Below are 21,135 nucleotides of genomic sequence, written 5' to 3' on the forward strand. Positions count from 1 at the left end.
GGGTGACCATCCAGGCCACAATCAAGACTGATACAGCGCAGGCGTAGTGATGGCGTGAATCGTCGGCTTGTTCCACGTTTGAAGAAAACCCAAATGCTGCAAAGGAAGTTCAATGAGCGAGCTGACACGTAAGGAAGTGGTCTTCATCCTCAAGTCGGGGAAAAGCTTCCAGCGTACCGACCTCAGCGGGCTGGACTTGCGTGGGTTCGATCTGTCGGGGGCCAACCTGTCGGAGGCGAACCTGGCGGGGACGGTGCTGAACTCGGCGATCCTGCGGGGGGCGGACCTGGCGGGGGCGGACCTGCGGCTGGCCAACCTTGACGAGGCGGATCTGGAGGGGGCGAACCTCAGCCGGGCGCAGCTCAAGGGCGTGAACCTCAGCGGCGCGAACCTCACGAAGTGCGATCTGAGCTTCTTCGACATCCACCAGTACGACGCCACGACCATCCCGAACATGCGCGGGGCGGTGCTCACGGGGGCGATCCTGGCGGGCGTGAACTTCAGCGGGGTGGACCTCTCGGGCAAGGATCTGCGCGGGGCCGACCTCAGCGGCGCGGATCTGCGGCAGACGGTGCTGGACGGGGCCAACCTGGAGGGCGCGAACCTTTCCCGGACCGCGCTGCTGGGCGCTTCGCTCAACGGGGCCACGCTGGTGGGGGCCAACCTCACGGCGGCGGTGCTGGGCGGCGCGAGCCTGGTGCGGGCGAACCTCTCGGGCGCGGACCTCACGGACGCGGACCTCCACCTGGCCAACCTCACCACGGCCGATCTCGGCAAGGCGAACCTGAGCCGGGCCAACCTGCGCGGCGCGAACCTGGGCGGGTCGAACCTGTCGGGCGCGGTGATGCGGTTCCTGGACATCCTGCAGTACGACAAGGGCGACATCCCCGACCTCACCGGCGCCAACCTCAGCGGCGCGGATCTCTCGGGCACCAACCTGCGCGGGATCAACCTCAACCAGGGCAACCTCTCGGGCGCGAACCTCAGCGCGGCTGTGCTGCGGCACGCCACGCTCGAAGGCGCGGTGCTCAGCGAAGCGGACCTGCACGGGGCGGACCTCTCGGGCGCGAACCTCACGGGCGCCATGCTGGTGCGGGCCAACCTCTCCTCGGCGCTCCTGGCGGGCGCGGTGCTCAGCGGCGCGGACTGCCACGGCGCGGACCTCAACGGGGCCGACCTGCGGGAGATCAGCTTCGTGGGCGCGAACCTCACCGGCGCGAACCTCACGGGCGCCAGCCTCAGCGGCGCGATGCTCGAGGGCGCGGTGCTCTGCGAGGCCATCCTCGTGGGCGCCAAGCTCCGCCGCGTGAACCTGGGCGAGCGGGACCTCCGCAGGGCCGACCTCTCCGGCGCGGACCTCTCCGCGGCCAACCTGGAGGGCGCCAACATGACCGGCGCCGTGCTGGTGGGCGCGAACCTGGAGGAGACCCAGCTGGGCGGCACCAACCTCACCGGCGCGGACCTCCACGGCGACGACCTGCGCAGCGCGAACCTCTGCGGCGCGGACCTCACCACCGCCAACCTCAGCACCACCGATCTCCAGGGCGTGATCCTCAGCGCCAACCTGAGCGGCGCGAACCTCAGCTGGGCCAACCTCAAGGACGCGCAGCTGGACCGCGCGATCCTCAAGGGCGTGAACCTCAGCGGCGTGGACCTCAGCGGCTTCGACCTGAAGGGCGCCGACCTCACCAACGCCATCCTGGACGGCGCCAAGCTGGCCTCCGTGAACCTCAACGGCGCGATCCTCCGGGGCGCCCACGCCATCGGCACCATCCTCAGCGGCGCCAACATGGCCGACGCGGACCTCTCCCAGGCGGACTTCAGCGGGGCCAACCTGCTGGGCGTGAACTTCGAGCGGGCCAACCTGGAGGGCGCCAAGCTGGCCTCGCTGCCCACCGAGTCCTGGGGCGAGTACCGCACCAACCTCAGCAACGCGAACCTCACCGGCGCCAACCTCTCGGGCGCGGATCTCTACCAGGCCAACCTCAACGAGGCCAACCTCCTCAACGCGAACCTGTCCAACGCCTCCATGGTGTGGGCGGACCTGCGCGGCGTGGACCTGCGCAAGACCACCCTGGTGGGCACCAACCTCAAGGGCGCCAACCTGGACGGCGCGAACCTGGCCAACGCGGACCTGCGCGAGACCGTGCTGCGGGACGCCTACCTGGACCGGGCCAACCTCAGCGGCGCCAACCTCAGCGGCACCAACCTGGCCAACGCGGACCTGCGCTTCTGCAACCTCATCGACGCGGCCATGGACGGCGCCAACCTCAGCGGCGCCAACCTCAGCGGGGCCAACCTGGTGTGGACCAACCTCAGCGGGGCCAACCTGGTGCGGGCCAACCTGTCCCAGGCCAAGCTCAGCGGCGCCCACCTGGGCGGCGCGGACCTGCGCGAGACCGATCTCACCGACACCAACCTGCACGGCGCGAACCTCAGCGGCGCCAAGCGCTAGCCCCGGGGTCGCAGCCGGACAACGAAAAGCCCCCGGAAACGGGGGCTTTTCGTTGCGCCGGTCCGGCTCAGGCCTTGGTCTTGTTCTCGAAGACCTTGGCGAAGGGGTCCGGCACCGGGGCGCCGTTGGCGGCGGGGAAGGGGTGGCGCTCCGGGATGGGCTCGAGGCTGCGGCCGGGACCGGGAGGGGGCAGGGGCAGCGCGGAGACGGGCTCGGCGGCGGGGGCGGCGCTGGTGGACCTGGCCACGCCGCGGCGGGTGCAGGTGCCCTGGAGGGTGCCGCCCTCGTCCACCACCAGGGAGCCCAGCTCCACTTCGCCCTCGACGCAGCCGGTGCCGTGGATCTCGAGGCACTCGACGATCTTGAAGACGCCCTCGACCTTGCCGGTGACGATGAGGTGCTTGGCCAGGATGGTGCCGCGCACCATGCCGCTGGGGGCGATGGTCACTTCGCCTTCGCTGGTGATGGTGCCTTCCACGGTGCCTTCGATGCGCAGGTTGTTCTGGCCGGCCACCACTTCGCCCTTCCAGAGCGTGCCTTTGCCCAGAAGCGTGTGGACGGCCTGGGCGGGCTCGGGGCGCTTCTTCTCGCTGAACATGGGGAACTCTCCTCTTTAGCGCAGACCCTTCAGCCATTCGCGCTGGAGGCGCATGTAGGGCTGGGGATTCACGGGCCTGCCGTTGAGCCTCACTTCGTAGTGAAGGTGGACGCCGGTGGCGTTACCCGTGCGTCCCATGTCCCCCAGGATATCCCCACGGGAGACCTTCTGTCCCCTTTTCACCCTCACGCGGCTCATGTGGGCGTAGAGCGTCTCGACGTGGTTGGAGTGGGCGATGACCACGCCGTTGCCGTAGCGGTCCATCCACCCCGCCTCCACCACTTCGCCATCGGCCGTGGCCTGGATGGGGGTGCCTTCGGCGTTGGTGATGTCGAATCCGGAGTGGTAGCCGAGCAGGCCGTCGCCCTGCTCGTTGACCCGGGAGAAGGGGCTCAGGCGGATGCCGAACCCGGAGCTGAGGTAGCCGGCGGTGGGGGGGATGGAGGGCGTGTGGTTCCACCGGTCGATGATGGGGTCCATCTTGGCGCGCAGGATGTGGGCCTGGGCGGAGGTGCGCTCCAGGTCCTGGCGGAGCTCGCTGAGCTTCTGGCTGCTGGGGGCGGCCTTGGGGGCGCCGGGGGCGGGCTGGATGGTGGGGGTGGGGTTCTTGGGATCCAGGAGCTTCAGGAGGTCGGACATCTGCTTTCGCAGGGTGGTGATCTCGTCGTCCAGGGCCTGGGCCTGGTTGAGGCTCTCCCGCAGCTGCTCCTTCTGGGTGTAGGTCTCCCGCTGCAGCTGGGTGAAGCTCATGAGCCTCTTGGTGGCCCAGAGGCCGTACGAGGCCCCGATCATGGCCACGGCCCAGATGCCCGCCACGGTGGCCAGGATGCGCACGAGGATGCGGCGCTCCAGGGACCACCGGAAGGTGCGGTGGGCGAAGACGAACATGACCGTCAGGAACTGCTCCGAATCGGGCCGGCTCAGTCTCAGACCCCTGCGCTGGACGGTCTTTTTCGTCATAGAACTCTTACCCTACTTGGGTTCCAGGCCCATGTCGAGCGCGGTTTCCCGGGCGGGTCAGGGCATCGCCCTGCCGATGAACCACTCCGCGGCGTACCCGGTGAAAAAGATGAGGCCCACCAGACTGTTGAGTGTGAAGAATGCGTGGTCGATGCGGTCGAGGCGCGCTCCGCGCACCACCCACTGCTCGCGCAGGAGGATGCCGCCCACGATGCACCAGCCCAGCCAGGGCAGCACGTGGGCCTCCATCTGGACGTTGAAGACGGCCCAGGAGGCCATGGCCACCAGGTGCAGGAGCCGCGACAGGGCCAGGGACCGGCCCGGCCCCAGGCGGCTGGGCACGGAATGGAGGCCGCGGCCCCGGTCGAAGTCCAGGTCCTGGAGGGCGTAGATGATGTCGAACCCCGCGGTCCAGGTGAGGACGCCCAGGGCCAGGTACACCACGGGTTCGTCCACCGACCCGTTCACCGCGATCCAGGCTCCCAGGGGCGCGCCGGCGAGGCTCAGCCCCAGGACCACGTGGGCGAAGGCCGTGAACCGCTTGCAGAAGGAGTAGCCCAGGGTGATGAGCAGGGCCACGGGCACCAGCTTCCAGGGCAGGGGGCCGAGCCGGCCTGCCGCCAGGCAGAGAACGATGATGGCGGTCCCCAGGAGGGCGTAGGCGCCGGCCCGGGTCACCCGTCCGGCCGGCAGGGCCCGGGAGGCGGTGCGGGGGTTCTCGGCGTCCAGGTCCTCGTCCGCCAGGCGGTTGAAGGTCATGGCGGCCGTGCGGGCGCCCACCATGGCCAGGAGGATGAGGAGGACCTTTTCCAGGGGCGGCGTGCCGCGGTAGGTGGCCAGGCCGCCCAGGAGGGCGAAGGGGAGGGCGAAGACGGTGTGCTCGAACTTGATCATGTCGAGCAGTTCCGCAACCTGGCCGAAGGATGACCGGGCCTGGGCGGGGGGGGGCGGCTGCGGGGGGAGGGGATCGGGGGACGTTTCCATTGGATACATGATCCAGCGATTCGGGGCCGGTGTCTCGCCCCGGCGCGACGATTCCTCCACGGGCCCGGGTCCCTTCGGGAACCTTGGGGGGAAGGCGGGGCGAAATGTGGCATCCTGGTACCTAAACCCCATAACCGATCCGAGTGGACTGGGTCCCGGTCCACCCCCTGGATGTTCAGGAGGCAGCCTTGAAACCGGTAATCCTGCTTTTGCTTCTTGGTCTTGGTGGCGGCCCTCTGCTTGAGGCCAAATGGCCGCCCATACCCCCCGAGGTCTGGGCCTTGAAGGCGGATCCGGAGGTTGCGGCCAAGGGGGCCGTGATCGTGGAGCGCAAGCTGGATTTCCAGCCGGGCTGGATCGACACGACGCTGCGGGTGCGGATCGTCGGCGCCGCGGGACTGGCGGCGGCGGAGCTGAGGGATGTGCCCGAGCTGCTGCTATCCATGGAAGCCCAGGTGACCTATCCCGACGGCAAGGTGAAGGCCGTGGGCAAGCGCAAGGACATGCTGTCGCGCAAGGAGGCGTCCGCGGAGGACGGTGAAACGCTGGAAGAGGTGCTGGTGCCCCCGGGCGTGACCACCGACTGCGTGGTGGACCTGGCCTGGCGCGAACAGACCGCCTACGGCCAGGCCGTGCAGATCCGCAAGCCTCTCGGCGGCATCGGCTATCTTCCCAGGCGCTGCGGCAATTTCTGGTGGTGGAGCCTGGGCTCGGCCTACCCCACCCGGACCGCCATCGTGCAGCGGTCCAATGAGTTCTTCTGGTCGCTCAGTTTCTCGACCCCGGGGGGCCATGAGATGGAGGAGGGCTCGACCTCCATGGGCGCCACCTTCACGTTCCGCAACGTGCCGGGTTATCCGCCCGCGCCCTTCGCCAACCGGTCGTTGCGTCCGGCGCCCCGGGTGGCGGTCAGCCGGCCCATTCCCAGCGTCTCCTACCTGCAGCACGATGTGCCCTCGGCCGAATACTGGGACAAGGTCACCGAACTGTACTACCAGGCCTGGTACCTGAAGTTCCTGGACAAGGGCGAGCCCTACCGGCGCTGGTCGGAGGCTTTGCGGGCGGGCCTCTCCGGCGGGCCCAGGGCCCGGGCCAAGGAGATCGCCGAGCGGCTCAACCGGCGTACCGTGAACCTGGACCAGTTGAATTTCGGCGAGAAGGCGGGCTTCTTCGACCGCAACAACATGGACGAGGGCAAGCTGGCCCTGGGTTCGGCGCGGTTCTACGATCCGATGAACGGGTCCATCACGGGCTCGGGTCCGGTGACCTCCACCCTGGCCGGGGCCGGCGACAGCAGCATCAAGTACTCCATGGACGACAACCGGGTTTCCACCCTGAACTACATGGCGAAGACCGGCTACGTGGACAACAAGGGCATCACCAGGCTGCTGTTCTGCCTGCTGGCCGACGAAAAGATCCCGGTCCAGGTGGGCATGGTCGCCGATCGCCGCGGGTGGATGGTGGATCCCGATCTGCGCACGCCCTTCCAGTTCACCCAGAACCTGCTGGGCGTGGCCGAGGCGGGCCAGCCGGTGCTTTGGCTGGATCCGACCAACCGCATGCTGCCTCCGGGCGAAGTCTCGCCCCACTTCCAGGACACCAAGGCCATGATCATCGACGCCACCACCTGGAAGACCCGCATCGGCGAGATCAGCGCCATGCCGGCCGAGGCCAGCCGGCGCGCCTGGGTCATCCGGGTGGACGCCACCGGCAAGGAGGCCAAGGTCGACCTGGAGGCCCGGTTCACGGGCTCATCGGCGTTCCTGGCCCGGAACGTCCTGGGCCCCAAGGCCCCCGCCGAACGTGAAGCCTGGTTCAAGCAGGCCCTGGAGAAGGCGGGACTGGCCGTGGCCAAGGTGGCGGTGGCCGACGCCGTCGACGTGAGCAAGCCCCTGGCCTGCACCGCCGAGGGCACCGTGGCCCTGAATCCGGGCGCCACCCTGACCTGCAGGCTGTTCCCGGGCCTGGCCTCCGACCTGCGTCTGCCCTCCGGCCTGGCCGAACCTCGCGAGGAGCCGGTGCTCCTGCCCTACCGAGGCATCCAGGAGGCCACCAGCACGCTCGTGGTCCCCAAGGGCTACCGCCTGGCGGAGCCGGTGGAGTCCTCCCAGGAGACGCTGTGGGGCTCGGTCCAGCTCGACGTCCGCCAGAACCCGTCCACGGGCGAGATCACCGCGCGGGTGAAGGTCACGACCCTCCAGAACCTGGGCCGCGACGGCACCGACCTCAAGAAGCACCTGGACCTGGTCCGCAGCGCCATCCAGGCGCAGGTGACCCTGGAAAAGGCGGCCTAGGCCACCGGCGCGGCCAGGATCTCCTTCACCCGGACGAAAAGATCGTCGACGGACACGGGCTTGCTGGCGATCCCGACACCCATGAAGCTCTCCAGGCGGCTTTCCATTTCCGCCCCCTGGTGGCTGGTCACCACGAGCACCGGGGTGTCCTTGAGCGTCCCGGTGGCGCGGATGGCGCGCAGCAGGGCGTCTCCGTTGAAGGCGGGCATCTGGTAGTCCAGGAGGATCAGGTCGGGCCGGAGCTCCTCCAGGGCGCGCCGGGTGGCGAGGAGTTCCCTGGGGTCCACCTCCACGGGGCGGAAGCCGAACTTGCGCAGGCAGCTGGAATGGTAGGCCCGGGTCATGCGGCTGTCGTCCACCACCGCCACCACGCCCTGGCAGGCCAGGTCCCAGCCGTGGTTCAGCACGAGGGTCCCGTCAAGGAACCGCGCCACGTCCTGGGCCAGGACGGCGGGGGAGACGGGTTTGGCGATGTAATGGATGTTGCCGCACTTCTGAAGGAACTGGCCCAGGTCCCGGTCGCCGTCGCTGGTGAGGACGACGATCCTCAGCTTGTCCAGGTGGGCGTCCTCCAGGCAGAAGCGCAGCAGGGTCAGGCCCGGGCAGAGGGGCATGACCAGGTCCGTGATGAGCAGGTCGGGCGGGTTCTCGTGCAGAGCCTTGAAGACTTCATAGAGGCAGCTGGGTTCCACGACCTCCACCTCGTGGCCCAGGGGCCGGAGGCTGTTGGCCACGAAGAGGCGCGCCATCGGGTTGTCGTCCACCACCATGATCCTTGCCATACCAGGCACTCCTCCATCGCCCATACGCACGGGATGGATCGGGACCCCTGCGGGTCGCTGTCCATCGTCCACGGCCCATTCGCCGGCCAAGGCGCCCGCTCCTCCTCGCTTGCTAGGATTGGACTTGAAAAGGATAGCAGGATCCGGTCAGGGATGGTGGGCGTGGATCCCGGGCTATTCCCGTATCTGGATCCGCCTCAGGAAGGGGATGTCCTCCAGGAGCATGGCGGTGCCCCGCACCACGGCCGTCTCGGGGTTCTCGGCCCGGTAGCAGGGCAGGTGGGTCTCCTTGCTGAGGCGGATGTCCAGGCCCTGGATCTTGGAGCCGCCGCCGGTGAGGCAGATGCCGCGGTCCACCAGGTCGGCTGCCAGCTGGGGGGGCGTTTCGTGGAGGGCCTTGCGCACCAGGCCGACGATGGCGGCGATGGGTTCGGCCAGGGCCTCCATGATTTCCGCTTCGGTCAGGGTGATGGTCCTGGGCAGGCCCTCGAACTGGTCCCGCCCCGCGATGGCCATGGTCCGGGCCGTCGTGGACGGGTAGGCCGAGCCGAGGCCCCATTTGACCTGCTCCGCCGCCGTGGCGGATATGAGTAGATTGTATTTTTCGAAGATGTAGCGGTTGATGGCATCGTCCATCTCGTCCCCGGCGATGCCGATGGAATCCGAGAAGACCTTGCCGTTGAACGAGATGACCGCCACGTCCGTGGTGCCGCCGCCGATATCGACGATCATGCAGCCGCGCTTCTCGTTGATGGCGATCCCCGCCCCCATGGCGGCCACCATGGTCTGGTCCACCAGGAAGACTTCGCTGGCCTTGGCGTCGTAGCAGACCTGCTTCATGGCGCGCCGGGCGACCTGGTGGGCCATGGGGGGGATGCTCACCACGATCCGGGTCCGGGCCCAGGTGCGCCGGGGCCGGGCCTTCTGGATGAACGCGGCCAGCATCTTCTCGGCCGCGTCCACTTCGTAGATCATGCCGTCCTTCATGGGCCGGATGGTGTGCACCCCCTGGGGTGTCCGCCCGAGCAGCTGCTTGGCCTCGTCCCCCACCGCCTCGACTTCGTGGGTGCGGGTGTTGAGGGCGACGATGGAGGGCTCGAAGATCACGATGCGCCCGGCCTGCCGGGTGTGGACGAGCACGGAGGCCGTCCCCAGGTCGATGGCGAGGTCCGAGGTGAACATGTATGACCAGAACTGCCTTGAAAACACATTGAACAAATGAACCTCCTCGGGTGCTGGTCGCCATGGGATGGCCGGTTGATCCCCTGTCGCCCGTTGCGGGCCGCCCTGGTCCGGGCCAGAACCTTCGGGTTCATTGTAACCCGGGTCCATGGGGGGATTTGGGCCGCGGGGCGGTGGATGCCCCCAGGATTCGACTTCCAGGTCAATTGGAGGCTGAGATCCGGCCGATGGCGAAGACTGGAGCAGATGTGTGACCAAACTATTGCAATTCGTTTTTTTGTTCACGCCGGCCCTCCGGCGCACACTGGGGCATGGGCCGACCCGTCTCCGATCTCGACGAACTGCTTCGTTCCATGGACCCCGAACTCCATGAGGGCGTCTTCGTCTTCGTTTCCGTTCCGGGGCCCGTCCCGGACCTGGACGCCATCGCCACCTTCCGGGAGCGGGAAGGGCTCACCCTCATCGCGGAGGAGGGGCAGGCGCTCCGCGCGGGCCTGCCGATCCTGTTCCGCGCCGCCTGGATCACGCTCACCGTGACCTCCGACCTCCACGCCGTGGGGCTCACAGCGGCCGTGGCCACCGCCCTCGCCGCGGCCGGCATCAGCTGCAACGTGGTGGCCGGTGCCTGCCACGACCATCTTTTCGTTCCCGTGGACCGGGCCGGGGAGGCCCTGGCGGTCCTTCAGGCCCTGAGTCAGCCTTCCAGCGGATAGGCCTCCCCCCGTCCCCCCCTGCGCACATCCCAGAACACCCGCGTGATCCAGATCGTGAGCAGCTGCACCAGGATCACCAGCCCCACGCACGCCGGCCATCCGCCGAACCTCCACAGGAACCCCGGCAGCTCCGCCCCGGCGCTTCCGCCGATGTAGTAGCAGGTGACGTAGAGGCCCACGGCCAGGGCCTTGTTGCTGCCGGCGGTCATGCCGATGAAGCTCGTGCTGCAGGCCTGGGCCACGAAGACGCCGGAGCAGCAAAGCGCCAGGCCCGCGATGACCACCCAGAGGCTGGGCACGAGGGTCAGGACCATTCCAGCGGCGCCCGTGCCCATGGCCAGGGCCAGGGCGGCCCGCTGGCCGTAGCGGTCGATGATGTGGCCGCAGGGGGGGGTGACGGCGGCGCCGAAGAGGTAGGTGCAGAACAGGAGGCTGATGCCCAGGGGGCCCAGGTGGAAGGGGGGGCCGGCCAGGTGGAAGGTCACGTACGTGAAGGTGGCCACCAGCGTGAACAGCACGCCGAAGCCCACGGCGAAGGTGGCCACGAGACGGGGATTGGCGAAGTGCGCGGCGGCGCCGGCGGCCAGGGACTGGCCCCGGGCGCGGCCGGCGAAGCGGCTCTCCCTGGGAAGCCAGGCCTGCAGCACCAGGGCGGAGGCGCCCACCATGGCGCCGGTCGCCACGAAGGCCCACTGCCAGTGCCAGTGGGAGACGATGATCCCGGAGACGATGCGGCTCGTGAAACCGCCGATGACGGTGCCGGTGACGTAGATGGACAGGGCCCGGCCCACGGCGCCGCCGGCCCATTCCTCCTGCACGTAGGCCACGGTCACGGCGAAGACGCCGGGGGTGAACAGGCCCTGGAAGAACCGCCAGAGGATGAGCGACCCCAGCCCGGTGGAGGTGGCGGACAGGAGGGTCGCCAGGGTCAGCAGACCCGCGGAGCCGACGATGACCCGCTTGCGCCCGAGGCGGTCCGCCACGGAGCCGATGAGGGGGGCGGCGATGGCCACGCCCAGGGTGGAGGCGGTGAGCGTGAGGCTCACCGTGGCCTTGCTGGCCTTGAAGAGGTGCTCGAACATGGGCAGGAGCGGCTGGGTCACGTAGAGCCCGAGGAACGCGCTGAAGCCCGCGAAGGCCACCGCCAGGGTCCGCCGGCGTTCCGCGGCCCCGGCGGAAGGGTCTGCTGATTCCATCACCTGCATCTCCATATGCTTACAGCTTACGGTAAAGCTGGGCCTTGGCGTCCGCCTCCAAGGGGTCCATTCTTTCCTCCTCGGCCAAAGGTTACCCATCTGAGGAGTCCCCCATGCCCGAACCCACCATCGCCCGGAAGGCCCCCATCAAGGTCGCCGTGGAGGCCGGCAAGACCTACCACTGGTGCGCCTGCGGAAACAGCCGGACCCAGCCCATGTGCGACGGGTCCCATCGGGGCACCGGCTTCACGCCCGTGGCCTACACGGCCGACGTCACGGGCGACAAGTGGTTCTGCGCCTGCAAGCACAGCGGCACCAAGCCGCTTTGCGACGGCACCCACAAGAACCTCTAGGAGGCTGCCATGGCCAACCGGACTGTCTCCGCCCTGGTCCCCGGCCAGCCCACGGAGGACGGCAACCGCGTCCCCCTGACAAGGCTGGTGCCGGGCCGCGGGCAGCGCGGGGCCGACGCCTTCCGCGCCCTGGATCCCTTCCTCCTCATGGACCACTTCGGGCCCATGGTGCTGGCCCCGGGCACGGACGCGGGGTTCCCGCCCCATCCCCACAAGGGCTTCCAGACCCTCACCTACCTCATCCAGGGCGCCTTCCGGCACCGGGACAGCACGGGCGGATCGGGCCTCCTGCGGCCCGGGGGCGCCCAGCTCATGAACGCCGGGTCGGGCATCGTGCACGAGGAGATGCCGGTGCCCGAGCACCTGGAGACCGGCGGGCCCATCGAAGGGGTGCAGCTCTGGATCAACCTGGCCAAGGCCCACAAGGGGTCGGCCCCGGGCTACACGGACCTGCAGCCCGAAAGCATGCCCTGGGTGGCGATTCCCGGCGGCCGCATCCGCGTTCTTGCGGGGGAATGGGCCGGCGTCACCGGTCCGGCCGTCACCCCGGCCCGCATCGCCTACGCCCATCTGGAACTGGAGGCCGGCGCCCGGTTCGAGCAGCCGGTGGCGGCGGGCTGGACGGCGGCCGTCGTGCCCCTGAAGGGCTCCGTGACCATCGAAGGCCGGGAGGTGCCCGCGGATTCCGTGGCGCTGCTGGGGGAGGGGGACACGCTCGCCGTGGCCGCCGCCGGGCCCGTCAGCCTCATGTTGCTGGCCGGGGAGCCCATCCGGGAACCCATCGCCAACTACGGGCCGTTCGTGATGAACACGCAGGAGGAGATCCAGCAGGCGTTCGAGGATTTCCAGGCAGGCCGGATGGGAAGGCTTGCGTAAGGGGGAGTACGAATTCCAGGATCAACGCCTTGTGTTGATCAGGCGCTTGATTCCTCCATCCTTGAGCGGCCAGTTCCGGACGTTGAGCAGGAGGCCGACTCCAAAATTCGAGAAATGGCGGTAGCCGAGGAAAGCTTAATAGAATTAATCGAAAATGGTCCCGCCCGCGGCCACGGCGGATTGCAGGTGGTGGAGCCACTTCCGGTCGTGGAGCTGCCTCCGGTGGAAGAGGCGGTAGCGCCACACGGCCATGCCCAGGCTCAGGACGCAGAGCGCCAGGAGCACGCCGTGGGGGAGGTGGTCCTCCGGCAGCTTCCAGGACAGGAGGGCGGCGGCAACGGCCGTCAAGGCGGCCAGGAGGAGGTCCAGGAGGGACCGGGTGCGCATGGGGCGCAAGTCGTTCCTGTCGATGGCTTTGGCGAGGTCCTGGAGGAAGTCCTCCTGTTCCTCTCGGCTGAGGACGCCCCGGGCCCGTTCGGCTTCCAGCTTCCTCAGGCCCTGGGTGAGTTCGCCGGCGTAGTCGTCCACCCGGGATACCCGCACGTGCAACATCATGACCGCCTCCCTGGGGAGGGCGCGGGGAGCCGGAGATGGTTGGGGGGATGTCCTGCTGGCTGCCCGGACGCCTTCCCTCACTTCCCAGGATAGACCTGTGGCGGGCCACCGTAAGGGAACTTGGTCACAGGTCAGCCCTTGTTTTCCAGATTGCGCACCAGCACCAGGGCCTCCCCGTCGCAGACCACGCGGCCGCCGGGGGCCGTCACGCGGGTGGACAGGTTCACCAGCTCCTTTTCCGCACGCAGCCGGGTGATGGTGACCGTGGCGGTGAGGGGCTCGCCGGGGTAGGCGGGGGCGGGGTAGCGCAGGGACTGCTTCATCCAGCCGGTTCCGCGGCCCGGGAGCCGCGTGCCCAGCAGGTCGGAGAACATGCCGCCCAGGAGGGGGCCGGGGATGACGCGGCCTTCGAAGCCGCGGCACCGGGCGTAGGCGTCGTCCCGGAAGAGGGGGTTGCGGTCCCCGGTGAGGTCGCCGTACTCGGCCAGGTCGGCCTCGGTGAAGGTGCGCGTGTCGTGCACGGAATCGCCGAGGGTCAGGCCATAGAAGGCGCGGTCACCGGGTTCGGCGGAGGGGGAGGCCAGGTCCGGGCTGGGCACCGGCACGTCCAGGGGCACCACCCGGGTGCGGCCGATGGCGGAGGGCACGGGGGCGCCGTCGGGGCCGGGCTTGGTGACGAGGGTGGCGATGTCGAGGATGCCGTCCGCCTCGCCTTCCACCGAGAGGCTCACGGTGATGGGCTCCATGGTGTGGGTGCCGTTGGGGAACATCAGGGTCTGCTCGAGCTGCACGGCCCCGGGGCCGGGGATGAGCTCGCCCAGGGCCTTGGCGATGCAGCCGTAGAGCATCATGCCGTGGGCCACGGTGGCGCCGAAGTGGCTGGTGGCGGCAAAGGCCGGGTCCACGTGGATGGGGTTGTCGTCGCGGCTGAGCCGCGCGAAGCGGTCGAAGTCCTCCTGGATGAGGACCCGCTTGTAGGATGCAGAAAGTCCGATGGTCATGCGAGTCCTCCGAAATCCCGCCTCAATCCGGCCTTGTCCACCTTGCCCAGGGCGTTTCTGGGGAGGGCGGGGACGAACGCCACGTGCCGGGGGGCCTTGAAGCCGGCGAGGTGGGCCTTGCAGTGGGCGACGACCGCGTCGGCGGTCAGCTCCGCCCCGGGCTTCAGGGCGATGATGGCCTTGCCCACCTCCCCCCACTTCGCGTCGGGCACGCCGATCACGGCGGTCTCCGCGACGCACTCCAGCTGGTAGAGCACGTTCTCCACCTCGGCGGGGTAGACGTTCTCGCCGCCGGAGATGTACATGTCCTTGGTGCGGTCCACGATGTAGAAGCAGCCGTCCTCGTCCACGTAGGCCACGTCGCCCGTGCACAGCCAGCCGTCCTCGAAGGACTTCGCCGTGGCCTCGGGGTTGTTCCAGTAGCCGGGGGTGATGCCGGGGCCGCGCAGGAGCATCTCGCCGCGTCCACCCGTGCCCAGGGTCTCCCGGGTGGCGGGGTCCACCACCTTGGCCTCCATGTACATCACGGGCAGGCCCACGGTGCCGATCTTCTTCCGGGCGGTGTCCTCGTCGGTGAGGAACACCGTGGGGCTGCTTTCCGTCATCCCGAAGCCGAAGCAGATGGTCACGCCCTTGGCGAAGTAGGCCTCGAGCACGGCCTTGGGCATGGGGGCCCCGCCGGCGCCCCAGGAGCGGACCCGGGAGAAGTCGGTGGAAGCGAACTTCGGGTGCTGGCTCAGGAACAGGTAGATGGCCGGCACGCCGAACATCACCGTGATCCGGCCGCCCAGGAGGTCCAGGGTCCGGTCCACGTCGAACTGCCGCATGATGACGGTGGTGCCGCCGACCATGAGCATGGGGTTCATGTAGAGGTTCAGGCCGCCGGTGTGGAAGAAGGGGAGGACCGCCAGCAGGACGTCGTCCCGGCGGATCCCGGCGTGGACCATGATGTTCACGCAGTTGGTGAAGCACATCCCGAAGGTCTGGACGACGCCCTTGGCCTTGCCGGTGGTGCCGGCGGTGTAGAGGAGGTACCACGGGTCGTCGTGGCCGCGCCAGCCCATGCGGATGCGGGCGCCGCTGGCGGTGGCGAGGGCGGGCTCGTACCCGCGGGCCAGCGCCATGCCGCGCTCCAGGCCGAAGGTGGCCACCAGGGCCTCGCCGCTGGCCTGGAACTCGGGGCCGTAGACGAGGGCGGCCGGCTTGGCGTCGTCCACGATGGCCTTCAGCTCGTCCAGGGACAGGCGCCAGTTGAGGCCCACCAGGATGAGGCCGGCCTTGGCGCAGCCGTAGAGGATCTCCACGTACTCGGCGGAGTTGTGCGCCAGGAGTGCCACCCGGTCCCCGGGCTGCAGGCGCCACTGGTCGCGGAAGAACTCGGCGCAGCGGCTGGCGCGCTCGTCCAGCTCAAGGTAGGAGACGGTGCGCCCGGAATGCAGGTCTTCGAGCGCCGTCTGGTGGGGGAACTGCTGGGCCTGCCGGAAGAGCCAGTCGGGGATGAGCATGGTGCGCTCCTAGTCGTCGCCCTGCGGGTAGTCGTGGAAATCGCGGAGGAAGGCGTCGACGCCCTCCATGGCGGCCGGCTGCGCCACCAGTTCCAGGAAGTGCCTGCGCTCGGCCTCGAGGCCCGCGGCGAGGGAGGTGCGGTCCCCCCAAAGCAGGTCCTTGGCGGCCCGCAGGGTGCCGGCGGGAAAGGATGCCAGCCGGGCCGCGGCGGCCCCGGCGACCTCCAGGAGGGTGTCGGCGGGGGCTTCGGCCGTGGCCAGGCCCCACTCCACCGCGTCCTCGGCCCGGACAGTGCGGTTGAGCAGGAGGGCCGAGGCGGCGCGGCGCAGGCCCGCCAGGCGGGGCACGAGGGCCGTCCAGCCGCCGTCGGGGCCGAAGGCCGCGGTGGTGTAGTGGGCCTTGAATACGGCCCGGGGGGCCAGGTAGACCAGGTCCGCCGCCAGCACCAGGCCCAGGGACCCGCCGGTGACCACGCCGTGCACGGCGGCCACCACGGGCTGGGGCAGCTCGACCAGGGCCAGGATGGCCTCGTTGAGCAGGCCCACGAGGCGGCTGGAATACGCCAGCAGGTTTCCGCGCTCCTTCTGGAAGCGGCGCATGTCCCCGCCGATGGAGAAGGCGGGGCCTTCGGCGGAAAGCAGCACCGCCCGCGCGCCGGGGTCGTGCCGCACCTGCCCCAGCACCTGGAGGAGGTCCTCCAGCAGTTCGGGCACGAGAGCGTTCTGCATGCCCTTCCGGCAGAGCGTGACCCGGGCCACGCCTCCTGCGGTCTCCAGGCGGACCAGGCTCATGTGGCGCTCCGCAGCCTCGCCCTGAGCTTGCCGACGATGCCGGTGGGGAACTTGTACACGCTCAGGATGAACAGGAGGCCCAGCCAGAGCATCCAGCGGTCCGGGGCCAGGAGGTTGCGCAGGAAGGGCACGCCGCTGGCGGCGGTGCTGCCGAGCTTCATGAGGTCCTGCAGGTAGTTCTGGGCGACCAGGAAGAGGGTGGCGCCCACCACCGAGCCGTACATGGTCCCCATGCCCCCGATGACCACCATCAGGAGGATGTCGATCATGATCTCGAAGGAGAGCGACGTGTCGGGCCCGTTGTAGCGCAGCCACATGGCCAGCAGGCACCCCGCCAGGGTCGCGAAGAGGGCCGACAGCACGTTGGAGACGGTACGGTAAACCACCGTCCGGTAGCCGAGGGCCTCGGCCCGGAACTCGTTCTCGCGGATGGCCTGCAGCACCCGCCCGAAGGGGGAGTTGACGATGCGCAGCATGACGAGGAAGAGCACGATGGTGACGGCCATGAGCAGGTAGAAGGAGATGAGCTTGCCGTCCAGGGACACGCCCAGGAAGGGCGCCTCCCGCAGCGAGAAGCTGGGCTGCAGGATGGTCGGCACCTTGAAGCTGAGGCCGTCCTCGCCGCCGGTGAGGTCCGAGAGCTGGGAGGCCAGCGTCATGAACGCGGTGGCCACGGCCAGCGTGATCATGGCGTAGAACATGGCCTTCACCCGGAGGCTGAAGAGGCCGATGACCAGGGAGAGCACCAGGGACAGGACGAGGGCCACCGCGACGCCCGCGGCCACCGCGCCCCAGGTGGGGCCCATGTGGGTCAGGGCGATGGCGACGCCGTAGGCGCCGATGCCGAAGAACATCGTGTGGGCGAAGGAGACGATGCCGGTGTAGCCCAGCACCAGGTCGAAGCTGGACACCAGCACGATGAAGATGCAGATCTTGGCGGCGACGTTGATGGACTTGGCGCCGGGGAAGACGAAGGGCGTGAGCAGGAGCCCGGCCAGGATGAGGAGGAGGAGAACCGTCAGCACGCGGCTGCGGGGCATGTCGCCGGAAAAGAGGCTTTTGAGGATCATCGGTTCACCACCGGGTAGAGCCCTCTGGGCCGCCACACCAGGACGAGCACCATCAGCAGGATGTTGGAGAAGAGCGCCACCTTGGGGGCGAGGAAGCCGGTGTAGTTGGCCATCAGCCCCACCAGGAGGGCCCCGAGGAAGCAGCCGCCCACCGAGCCCAGTCCGCCGATGATGATGACGATGAAGAGCAGGACGTTGACCTGGCTGCCGATCTGGGGCGTCACGCCCTGCTGGTAGAGGCCCCAGAGCACGCCGCCCAGGCCCGCCAGGGCGGAGCCCGCCACGAACACGCCGATGAACAGGCGCTTGATGCGGTAGCCCATGCTCTCGACCATCTCCCGGTCGTGGACGCCGGCGCGGATCAGGAGGCCCACCTTGGTCCGGCTGAGGACCCAGTACAGGATGGCGAACACCGCCAGGCCCACCACCACGGCTGCGATGCGGTACTTCTCGACCGCGGCCTCGCCGAAGAGGAGGGAGCCGCGGAAGGCCGCGGGCAGGGGCAGGGGCACGGACTCCGGCCCCCACACGACCTTGATGAGCTCCTCGCCCACGATCATGCCGCCCATGGTGATGAGAATCTGTTTGAGGGGCTGGCCATACACGGGACGGATGATGACGCGCTCGTAAGCCAGGCCCACGATGCCCGCCACGACCATGGCGACGAGGATGGCCGGGAAGATGGCGCCCAGGTTCCGGATCAGGCTCTCGCTTTCGGTCCAGGCCGACATGGAGCCCAGGACGGTGGTGGCCAGGAAGGCCCCGAGGGTGATGAAGACGCCGTGCCCGAAATTGAGCACGTCCATGAGGCCGAAGACCAGGGTGAGGCCCGAGGCGATGATGAAGATGATCATCCCCATGGCCAGGCCCGCGAAGGTGAGGGTCACCCAGGTGGAGAAGGACCCGGTCAAGGGCAGGGCCACGAGCGCCAGGACCGGCACCAGCAGCAGGGGGAGGCGATCCATCTTGACGGCCGGCAGGGCGTCGGCGACGGGGACCGTGGTGGCGGGAGAACTCATCTGCACTCCTTGATCATTGATGGGCCCCCAGGGAAAGGCCCAGCAGGCTCTGCTGCAGCTTCTCGTCCTCGGCCAGCGCGGCCATGGTGCCCGCGTGCACGACGCGGCCGTTGTCCATGACGGCGACCTGGTCCCCGAGCTGCCGCGCGAAATTGAAGTTCTGCTCCACGAGCAGGATGGTGGTGTCGGTCTGCTTGAGCTCGCGGAAGGCCGAGATCATGTTCTGGATGATGGCGGGCGCCAGGCCCTTGCTGGGCTCGTCGATGAGCAGCAGCTTGCGGGGCTCGACGATGGCCCGGGCCACGGCGAGCATCTGCTTCTGGCCGCCGGAGAGGAGGCCCGCGGGATGCTGCCAGAACTTCTTCATGGCCGGAAAGAGGCCGAAGATCCAGTCCAGGCGCTTCTGGTCCACGTCCTCGATGCGGCGGGCGCCGCGCGCGGCGAGGATCATGTTCTCGCGCACGGTGAGGTCGGCGAAGATGCCCATGTTCTCCGGCACGTAGGCGATGCCCAGGCGGGCGATGTCGGGGGTCTGGAAGGCGCCGATGTCCTGGCCCTCGAACTTGACGGAGCCCTTGGAGGGGTTCCAGAGGCCCATGATGGTGCGCAGGGTGGTGGTCTTGCCGGCGCCGTTGCGGCCCAGCAGGACGGTCATCTCGCCGTGGGCGACCTGGAGGTCCACCCCCTGGAGGATGTGGTAGGCGCCGATGTGGGTGTGAACCCCTTCGAGGTGCAGGAGCGGGTTCGTCATTTGGCCACCTCGATGCCCAGATAGGCTTCCTGCACGATGGGCGAGGCGATCACGTCCGCCGGCGCGCCGTCGGCCACGAGGGCTCCGTTGTGCAGCACGATGATGCGGTCCGAGAGTTCGCGCACCACGTCCATCTTGTGCTCCACGAGGAGGATGGTCTTGTCGCTGCGCGTCTTGAGGCCGCGGATGAGGTCCAGGATCACCGGCACCTCGTCCACGCTCATGCCCGCGGTGGGCTCGTCGAACATGAAGACGTCCGGCTCCAGGGCCATGAGGATGGCCACCTCCAGCTTGCGCTGGTCGCCGTGGGGCAGCGCGGCGGCGGCCCAGTCCCGCTTCCCGGTGAGGGCGACGGTCTCCAGCACCTCCTCGGCGCGGCCGATGAGTTCCTTGTGGTTGCTCCAGATGCTCCAGAGGTTGAGCCCCAGGCCCGCGCGCGACTGCACCGCCAGCCGGATGTTCTCCAGGACCGTGAGGTAGGGGAACAGGTTCGTGAGCTGGAAGGCGCGGCCGATGCCGCGGTGGCTCCGCTGGGGGGCCGAGGTGGAGCTGATGTCCTGCCCGTGCAGGAACACCTTCCCGGAGCTGGCCTTGAGCTGGCCCGAGATGAGGTTGAAGTAGGTGGTCTTGCCGGCGCCGTTGGGCCCGACGATGGCTGTCAGGGTGCCGGGGGCGAACCCGCAGGACACCGCGTTGACGGCCACGTGGCCGCCGAACCGGATGGTCAGATCTTGGGTTTCAAGGGCGAAGGTCATTGACGCTCGTATGGGGTGGGTGATCGGGATGCCTGAGTGTAACCGGTGGCGCGGAGGGGTCGGCCCCCGCGCCACCGGCCACGGTACGTCCTAGCGCTTGTTGTTGATGGGAATGTTCATTTCCTCGGCCTTGATCTCGCGGACGAGCTGGGGGATGGCCCAGGCGACGTTGGGATCGACCTTGATCTTGAAGTGGTACATGGTCTGCATGGCCTGGTGGTCTTCCTTGCGGAAGGTCATCTTGCCCTTGGGGGTCTCGAAGGACATGCCTTCCATGGTGGCGATGAGCTTCTCGGTGTTGGTGTTGCCCCCGGTCTTCTTGAGGGCTTCAACGACGGCGAGGCCCGCGCACATGCCGCCGGCGGTGAAGAAGTCGGGCGGGGTCTTGAACTGCTTCATGTGCTCGTCGACCAGCCACTTGTTGATCGGGTTCTTGGGGATCTCGTAGTAGTAGTAGGCCGCGCCTTCCAGGCCGGGGAAGGGCTTGTAGGCCGCGAGGGCCGGCAGGATGTTGCCGCCGGTGGCGATCTCGATGCCGAAGCGCTTGGGGTCCAGGTCCGCGATCTTGAACGGATTGCCGGCCCCTGCCCAGTTGATGAAGATGATCTTGCGGCCCTTGAGGTTCTTGAGCTTGTCGAACAGGCGCTGCGCGCCGGCCGTGAAGTCCGTGGTGTTGGCAGGCAGGTATTCCTCGTGCACGAGCTTGGCGTGCTTGAGGGCGCCCTTGAAGGCCTTGACGAAGTCCTTGCCGAAGGCATAGTCCTGGGCCAGGGTGGCGATGTTGGTGCCCTCCTTGTCCAGGGCGACGCCGTTGGAGATGGCGTCCTGGGACGAGTTGCGGCCGGTGCGGAAGATGTACCGGTTCCACTTGTCCCCGGTGATGGAATCGGCCACGGCCGGCTCCACCAGGAGGATCTTCTTGTACTCCTCGGCCACGGGCAGCATGGCCAGGGCGGTGCCGGACGACGTGGGGCCGACGGCGATGTCGGCCTTGTCGTCGGCGAAGGCGGAGGCCAGCTGGGACTTGCCCACGTCGGGCTTGCCCTGGCTGTCCCTCTCGATGAGCACCAGCTTGTGGCCGTTGACCATCATGGTGCCCTTGGTGGCGTACTGCAGGCCCATCATCAGACCGGTCTGGGTCTGCTTGGCGTAGGCCTCCAGGACCCCCGTCTTGTCATAGACGTGGGCGATCTTGATGTCCTGGGCCGAGACGGTGCCTGCCGCCAGGGCCATGGCGACCGCGAGGCCGCCGAGGAGAATGCTCTTCAGTTTCATGGAACCTCCTGATGATGGG

General features: G+C 68.5%; 20 protein-coding genes. 5 read left to right on the forward strand and 15 right to left on the reverse strand.

The genetic code is table 11. The features are described from left to right. The first annotated feature begins 112 nt into the window (after window positions 1–112). Window positions 113–2,455 carry a pentapeptide repeat-containing protein gene (locus RAH40_RS22090; protein WP_306599800.1) on the forward strand — a complete coding sequence of 781 codons (2,343 nt, stop codon included), beginning with the start codon at window positions 113–115 and terminating at the stop codon, window positions 2,453–2,455. A 67-nt stretch (window positions 2,456–2,522) separates the two neighbouring features. Here the strand turns inward: RAH40_RS22090 and RAH40_RS22095 are convergent, their stop codons facing one another. The 3 genes from RAH40_RS22095 to RAH40_RS22105 are packed head-to-tail and all read right to left on the reverse strand — an operon-like array spanning window position 2,523 to window position 4,997. Beyond that, complete coding sequence (locus RAH40_RS22095; RefSeq protein WP_306599801.1) at window positions 2,523–3,053, reverse strand: polymer-forming cytoskeletal protein; 531 nt, start codon at window positions 3,051–3,053, stop codon at window positions 2,523–2,525. Window positions 3,054–3,068: 15 nt separating this feature from the next. After that, window positions 3,069–4,013, reverse strand: a complete 945-nt coding sequence (locus RAH40_RS22100; protein ID WP_306599802.1) for a M23 family metallopeptidase — start codon at window positions 4,011–4,013, stop codon at window positions 3,069–3,071. A gap of 57 nt (window positions 4,014–4,070) precedes the next feature. Further along, window positions 4,071–4,997 (reverse strand): UbiA-like polyprenyltransferase, encoded by a 927-nt coding sequence (locus RAH40_RS22105; protein WP_306599803.1) that lies wholly within the window; start codon window positions 4,995–4,997, stop codon window positions 4,071–4,073. 281 nt (window positions 4,998–5,278) lie between these two features. Between RAH40_RS22105 and RAH40_RS22110 the strand changes: the two genes are divergently transcribed. Then, window positions 5,279–7,291: a hypothetical protein gene (locus RAH40_RS22110; RefSeq protein ID WP_306599804.1), complete on the forward strand. Its 2,013-nt coding sequence runs from the start codon at window positions 5,279–5,281 to the stop codon at window positions 7,289–7,291. On the opposite strand, the gene RAH40_RS22115 is transcribed toward RAH40_RS22110, so the two are convergent. Together RAH40_RS22115 and RAH40_RS22120 are read right to left on the reverse strand one after the other, a co-directional pair. Beyond that, window positions 7,288–8,073 carry a response regulator gene (locus tag RAH40_RS22115; RefSeq protein WP_306599805.1) on the reverse strand — a complete coding sequence of 262 codons (786 nt, stop codon included), beginning with the start codon at window positions 8,071–8,073 and terminating at the stop codon, window positions 7,288–7,290. The genes RAH40_RS22110 and RAH40_RS22115 overlap by 4 nt on opposite strands. Before the next feature lie 174 nt (window positions 8,074–8,247). After that, entirely contained in the window at window positions 8,248–9,282 is a 1,035-nt protein-coding gene (locus tag RAH40_RS22120) for a rod shape-determining protein (RefSeq protein ID WP_306602319.1), read from the reverse strand. 284 nt (window positions 9,283–9,566) lie between these two features. Between RAH40_RS22120 and RAH40_RS22125 the strand changes: the two genes are divergently transcribed. Further along, window positions 9,567–9,968 carry an ACT domain-containing protein gene (locus tag RAH40_RS22125; RefSeq protein WP_306599806.1) on the forward strand — a complete coding sequence of 134 codons (402 nt, stop codon included), beginning with the start codon at window positions 9,567–9,569 and terminating at the stop codon, window positions 9,966–9,968. On the opposite strand, the gene RAH40_RS22130 is transcribed toward RAH40_RS22125, so the two are convergent. Then, entirely contained in the window at window positions 9,950–11,164 is a 1,215-nt protein-coding gene (locus tag RAH40_RS22130) for an MFS transporter (protein ID WP_306599807.1), read from the reverse strand. The genes RAH40_RS22125 and RAH40_RS22130 overlap by 19 nt on opposite strands. A gap of 113 nt (window positions 11,165–11,277) precedes the next feature. Between RAH40_RS22130 and RAH40_RS22135 the strand changes: the two genes are divergently transcribed. Both RAH40_RS22135 and RAH40_RS22140 read left to right on the forward strand, forming a co-directional pair. Beyond that, window positions 11,278–11,517, forward strand: a complete 240-nt coding sequence (locus tag RAH40_RS22135; RefSeq protein WP_306599808.1) for a CDGSH iron-sulfur domain-containing protein — start codon at window positions 11,278–11,280, stop codon at window positions 11,515–11,517. Between the two features lie 9 nt (window positions 11,518–11,526). After that, on the forward strand, window positions 11,527–12,393 hold the full coding sequence (locus RAH40_RS22140; RefSeq protein WP_306599809.1) for a pirin family protein: 867 nt from the start codon (window positions 11,527–11,529) through the stop codon (window positions 12,391–12,393). A 144-nt stretch (window positions 12,394–12,537) separates the two neighbouring features. On the opposite strand, the gene RAH40_RS22145 is transcribed toward RAH40_RS22140, so the two are convergent. The 9 genes from RAH40_RS22145 to RAH40_RS22185 all read right to left on the reverse strand — a co-directional run bounded on the left by RAH40_RS22145 (window position 12,538) and on the right by RAH40_RS22185 (window position 21,116). Then, window positions 12,538–12,948 carry a hypothetical protein gene (locus RAH40_RS22145; protein WP_306599810.1) on the reverse strand — a complete coding sequence of 137 codons (411 nt, stop codon included), beginning with the start codon at window positions 12,946–12,948 and terminating at the stop codon, window positions 12,538–12,540. Window positions 12,949–13,079: 131 nt separating this feature from the next. Beyond that, window positions 13,080–13,949, reverse strand: a complete 870-nt coding sequence (locus RAH40_RS22150) for a MaoC/PaaZ C-terminal domain-containing protein (protein WP_306599811.1) — start codon at window positions 13,947–13,949, stop codon at window positions 13,080–13,082. Continuing rightward, on the reverse strand, window positions 13,946–15,454 hold the full coding sequence (locus RAH40_RS22155; RefSeq protein WP_306599812.1) for a long-chain fatty acid--CoA ligase: 1,509 nt from the start codon (window positions 15,452–15,454) through the stop codon (window positions 13,946–13,948). The genes RAH40_RS22150 and RAH40_RS22155 overlap by 4 nt, the downstream gene beginning before the upstream one ends. Window positions 15,455–15,463: 9 nt before the next feature. After that, entirely contained in the window at window positions 15,464–16,246 is a 783-nt protein-coding gene (locus RAH40_RS22160) for an enoyl-CoA hydratase/isomerase family protein (RefSeq protein WP_306599813.1), read from the reverse strand. After that, entirely contained in the window at window positions 16,243–17,316 is a 1,074-nt protein-coding gene (locus RAH40_RS22165; RefSeq protein ID WP_306599815.1) for a branched-chain amino acid ABC transporter permease, read from the reverse strand. The genes RAH40_RS22160 and RAH40_RS22165 overlap by 4 nt, the downstream gene beginning before the upstream one ends. After that, entirely contained in the window at window positions 17,313–18,335 is a 1,023-nt protein-coding gene (locus RAH40_RS22170; RefSeq protein ID WP_306599816.1) for a branched-chain amino acid ABC transporter permease, read from the reverse strand. Before RAH40_RS22170 ends, RAH40_RS22165 begins: the two co-directional genes overlap by 4 nt. Window positions 18,336–18,348: 13 nt before the next feature. Then, window positions 18,349–19,086 carry an ABC transporter ATP-binding protein gene (locus RAH40_RS22175; protein ID WP_306599817.1) on the reverse strand — a complete coding sequence of 246 codons (738 nt, stop codon included), beginning with the start codon at window positions 19,084–19,086 and terminating at the stop codon, window positions 18,349–18,351. Beyond that, a complete protein-coding gene (locus RAH40_RS22180) occupies window positions 19,083–19,841 on the reverse strand; it encodes an ABC transporter ATP-binding protein (protein WP_306599818.1) in 759 nt (252 codons plus the stop codon). The genes RAH40_RS22175 and RAH40_RS22180 overlap by 4 nt, the downstream gene beginning before the upstream one ends. A 90-nt stretch (window positions 19,842–19,931) precedes the next feature. Continuing rightward, window positions 19,932–21,116 (reverse strand): substrate-binding domain-containing protein, encoded by a 1,185-nt coding sequence (locus RAH40_RS22185; RefSeq protein ID WP_306599819.1) that lies wholly within the window; start codon window positions 21,114–21,116, stop codon window positions 19,932–19,934. Window positions 21,117–21,135 lie beyond the last annotated feature (19 nt).

The organism is Geothrix sp. 21YS21S-2 (genome assembly GCF_030846775.1).
GTDB lineage: Bacteria > Acidobacteriota > Holophagae > Holophagales > Holophagaceae > Mesoterricola.

Bases quoted from the DNA above. Each gene is read 5' to 3' on its own strand.
- RAH40_RS22090 (WP_306599800.1), top strand. From the start codon at position 113: ATGAGCGAGCTGACACGTAAGGAAGTGGTCTTCATCCTCAAGTCGGGG.
- RAH40_RS22095 (WP_306599801.1), bottom strand. From the start codon at position 3,053: ATGTTCAGCGAGAAGAAGCGCCCCGAGCCCGCCCAGGCCGTCCACACG.
- RAH40_RS22100 (WP_306599802.1), bottom strand. From the start codon at position 4,013: ATGACGAAAAAGACCGTCCAGCGCAGGGGTCTGAGACTGAGCCGGCCC.
- RAH40_RS22105 (WP_306599803.1), bottom strand. From the start codon at position 4,997: ATGGAAACGTCCCCCGATCCCCTCCCCCCGCAGCCGCCCCCCCCCGCC.
- RAH40_RS22115 (WP_306599805.1), bottom strand. From the start codon at position 8,073: ATGGCAAGGATCATGGTGGTGGACGACAACCCGATGGCGCGCCTCTTC.
- RAH40_RS22125 (WP_306599806.1), top strand. From the start codon at position 9,567: ATGGGCCGACCCGTCTCCGATCTCGACGAACTGCTTCGTTCCATGGAC.
- RAH40_RS22130 (WP_306599807.1), bottom strand. From the start codon at position 11,164: ATGGAATCAGCAGACCCTTCCGCCGGGGCCGCGGAACGCCGGCGGACC.
- RAH40_RS22135 (WP_306599808.1), top strand. From the start codon at position 11,278: ATGCCCGAACCCACCATCGCCCGGAAGGCCCCCATCAAGGTCGCCGTG.
- RAH40_RS22140 (WP_306599809.1), top strand. From the start codon at position 11,527: ATGGCCAACCGGACTGTCTCCGCCCTGGTCCCCGGCCAGCCCACGGAG.
- RAH40_RS22145 (WP_306599810.1), bottom strand. From the start codon at position 12,948: ATGATGTTGCACGTGCGGGTATCCCGGGTGGACGACTACGCCGGCGAA.
- RAH40_RS22150 (WP_306599811.1), bottom strand. From the start codon at position 13,949: ATGACCATCGGACTTTCTGCATCCTACAAGCGGGTCCTCATCCAGGAG.
- RAH40_RS22155 (WP_306599812.1), bottom strand. From the start codon at position 15,454: ATGCTCATCCCCGACTGGCTCTTCCGGCAGGCCCAGCAGTTCCCCCAC.
- RAH40_RS22160 (WP_306599813.1), bottom strand. From the start codon at position 16,246: ATGAGCCTGGTCCGCCTGGAGACCGCAGGAGGCGTGGCCCGGGTCACG.
- RAH40_RS22165 (WP_306599815.1), bottom strand. From the start codon at position 17,316: ATGATCCTCAAAAGCCTCTTTTCCGGCGACATGCCCCGCAGCCGCGTG.
- RAH40_RS22170 (WP_306599816.1), bottom strand. From the start codon at position 18,335: ATGAGTTCTCCCGCCACCACGGTCCCCGTCGCCGACGCCCTGCCGGCC.
- RAH40_RS22175 (WP_306599817.1), bottom strand. From the start codon at position 19,086: ATGACGAACCCGCTCCTGCACCTCGAAGGGGTTCACACCCACATCGGC.
- RAH40_RS22180 (WP_306599818.1), bottom strand. From the start codon at position 19,841: ATGACCTTCGCCCTTGAAACCCAAGATCTGACCATCCGGTTCGGCGGC.
- RAH40_RS22185 (WP_306599819.1), bottom strand. From the start codon at position 21,116: ATGAAACTGAAGAGCATTCTCCTCGGCGGCCTCGCGGTCGCCATGGCC.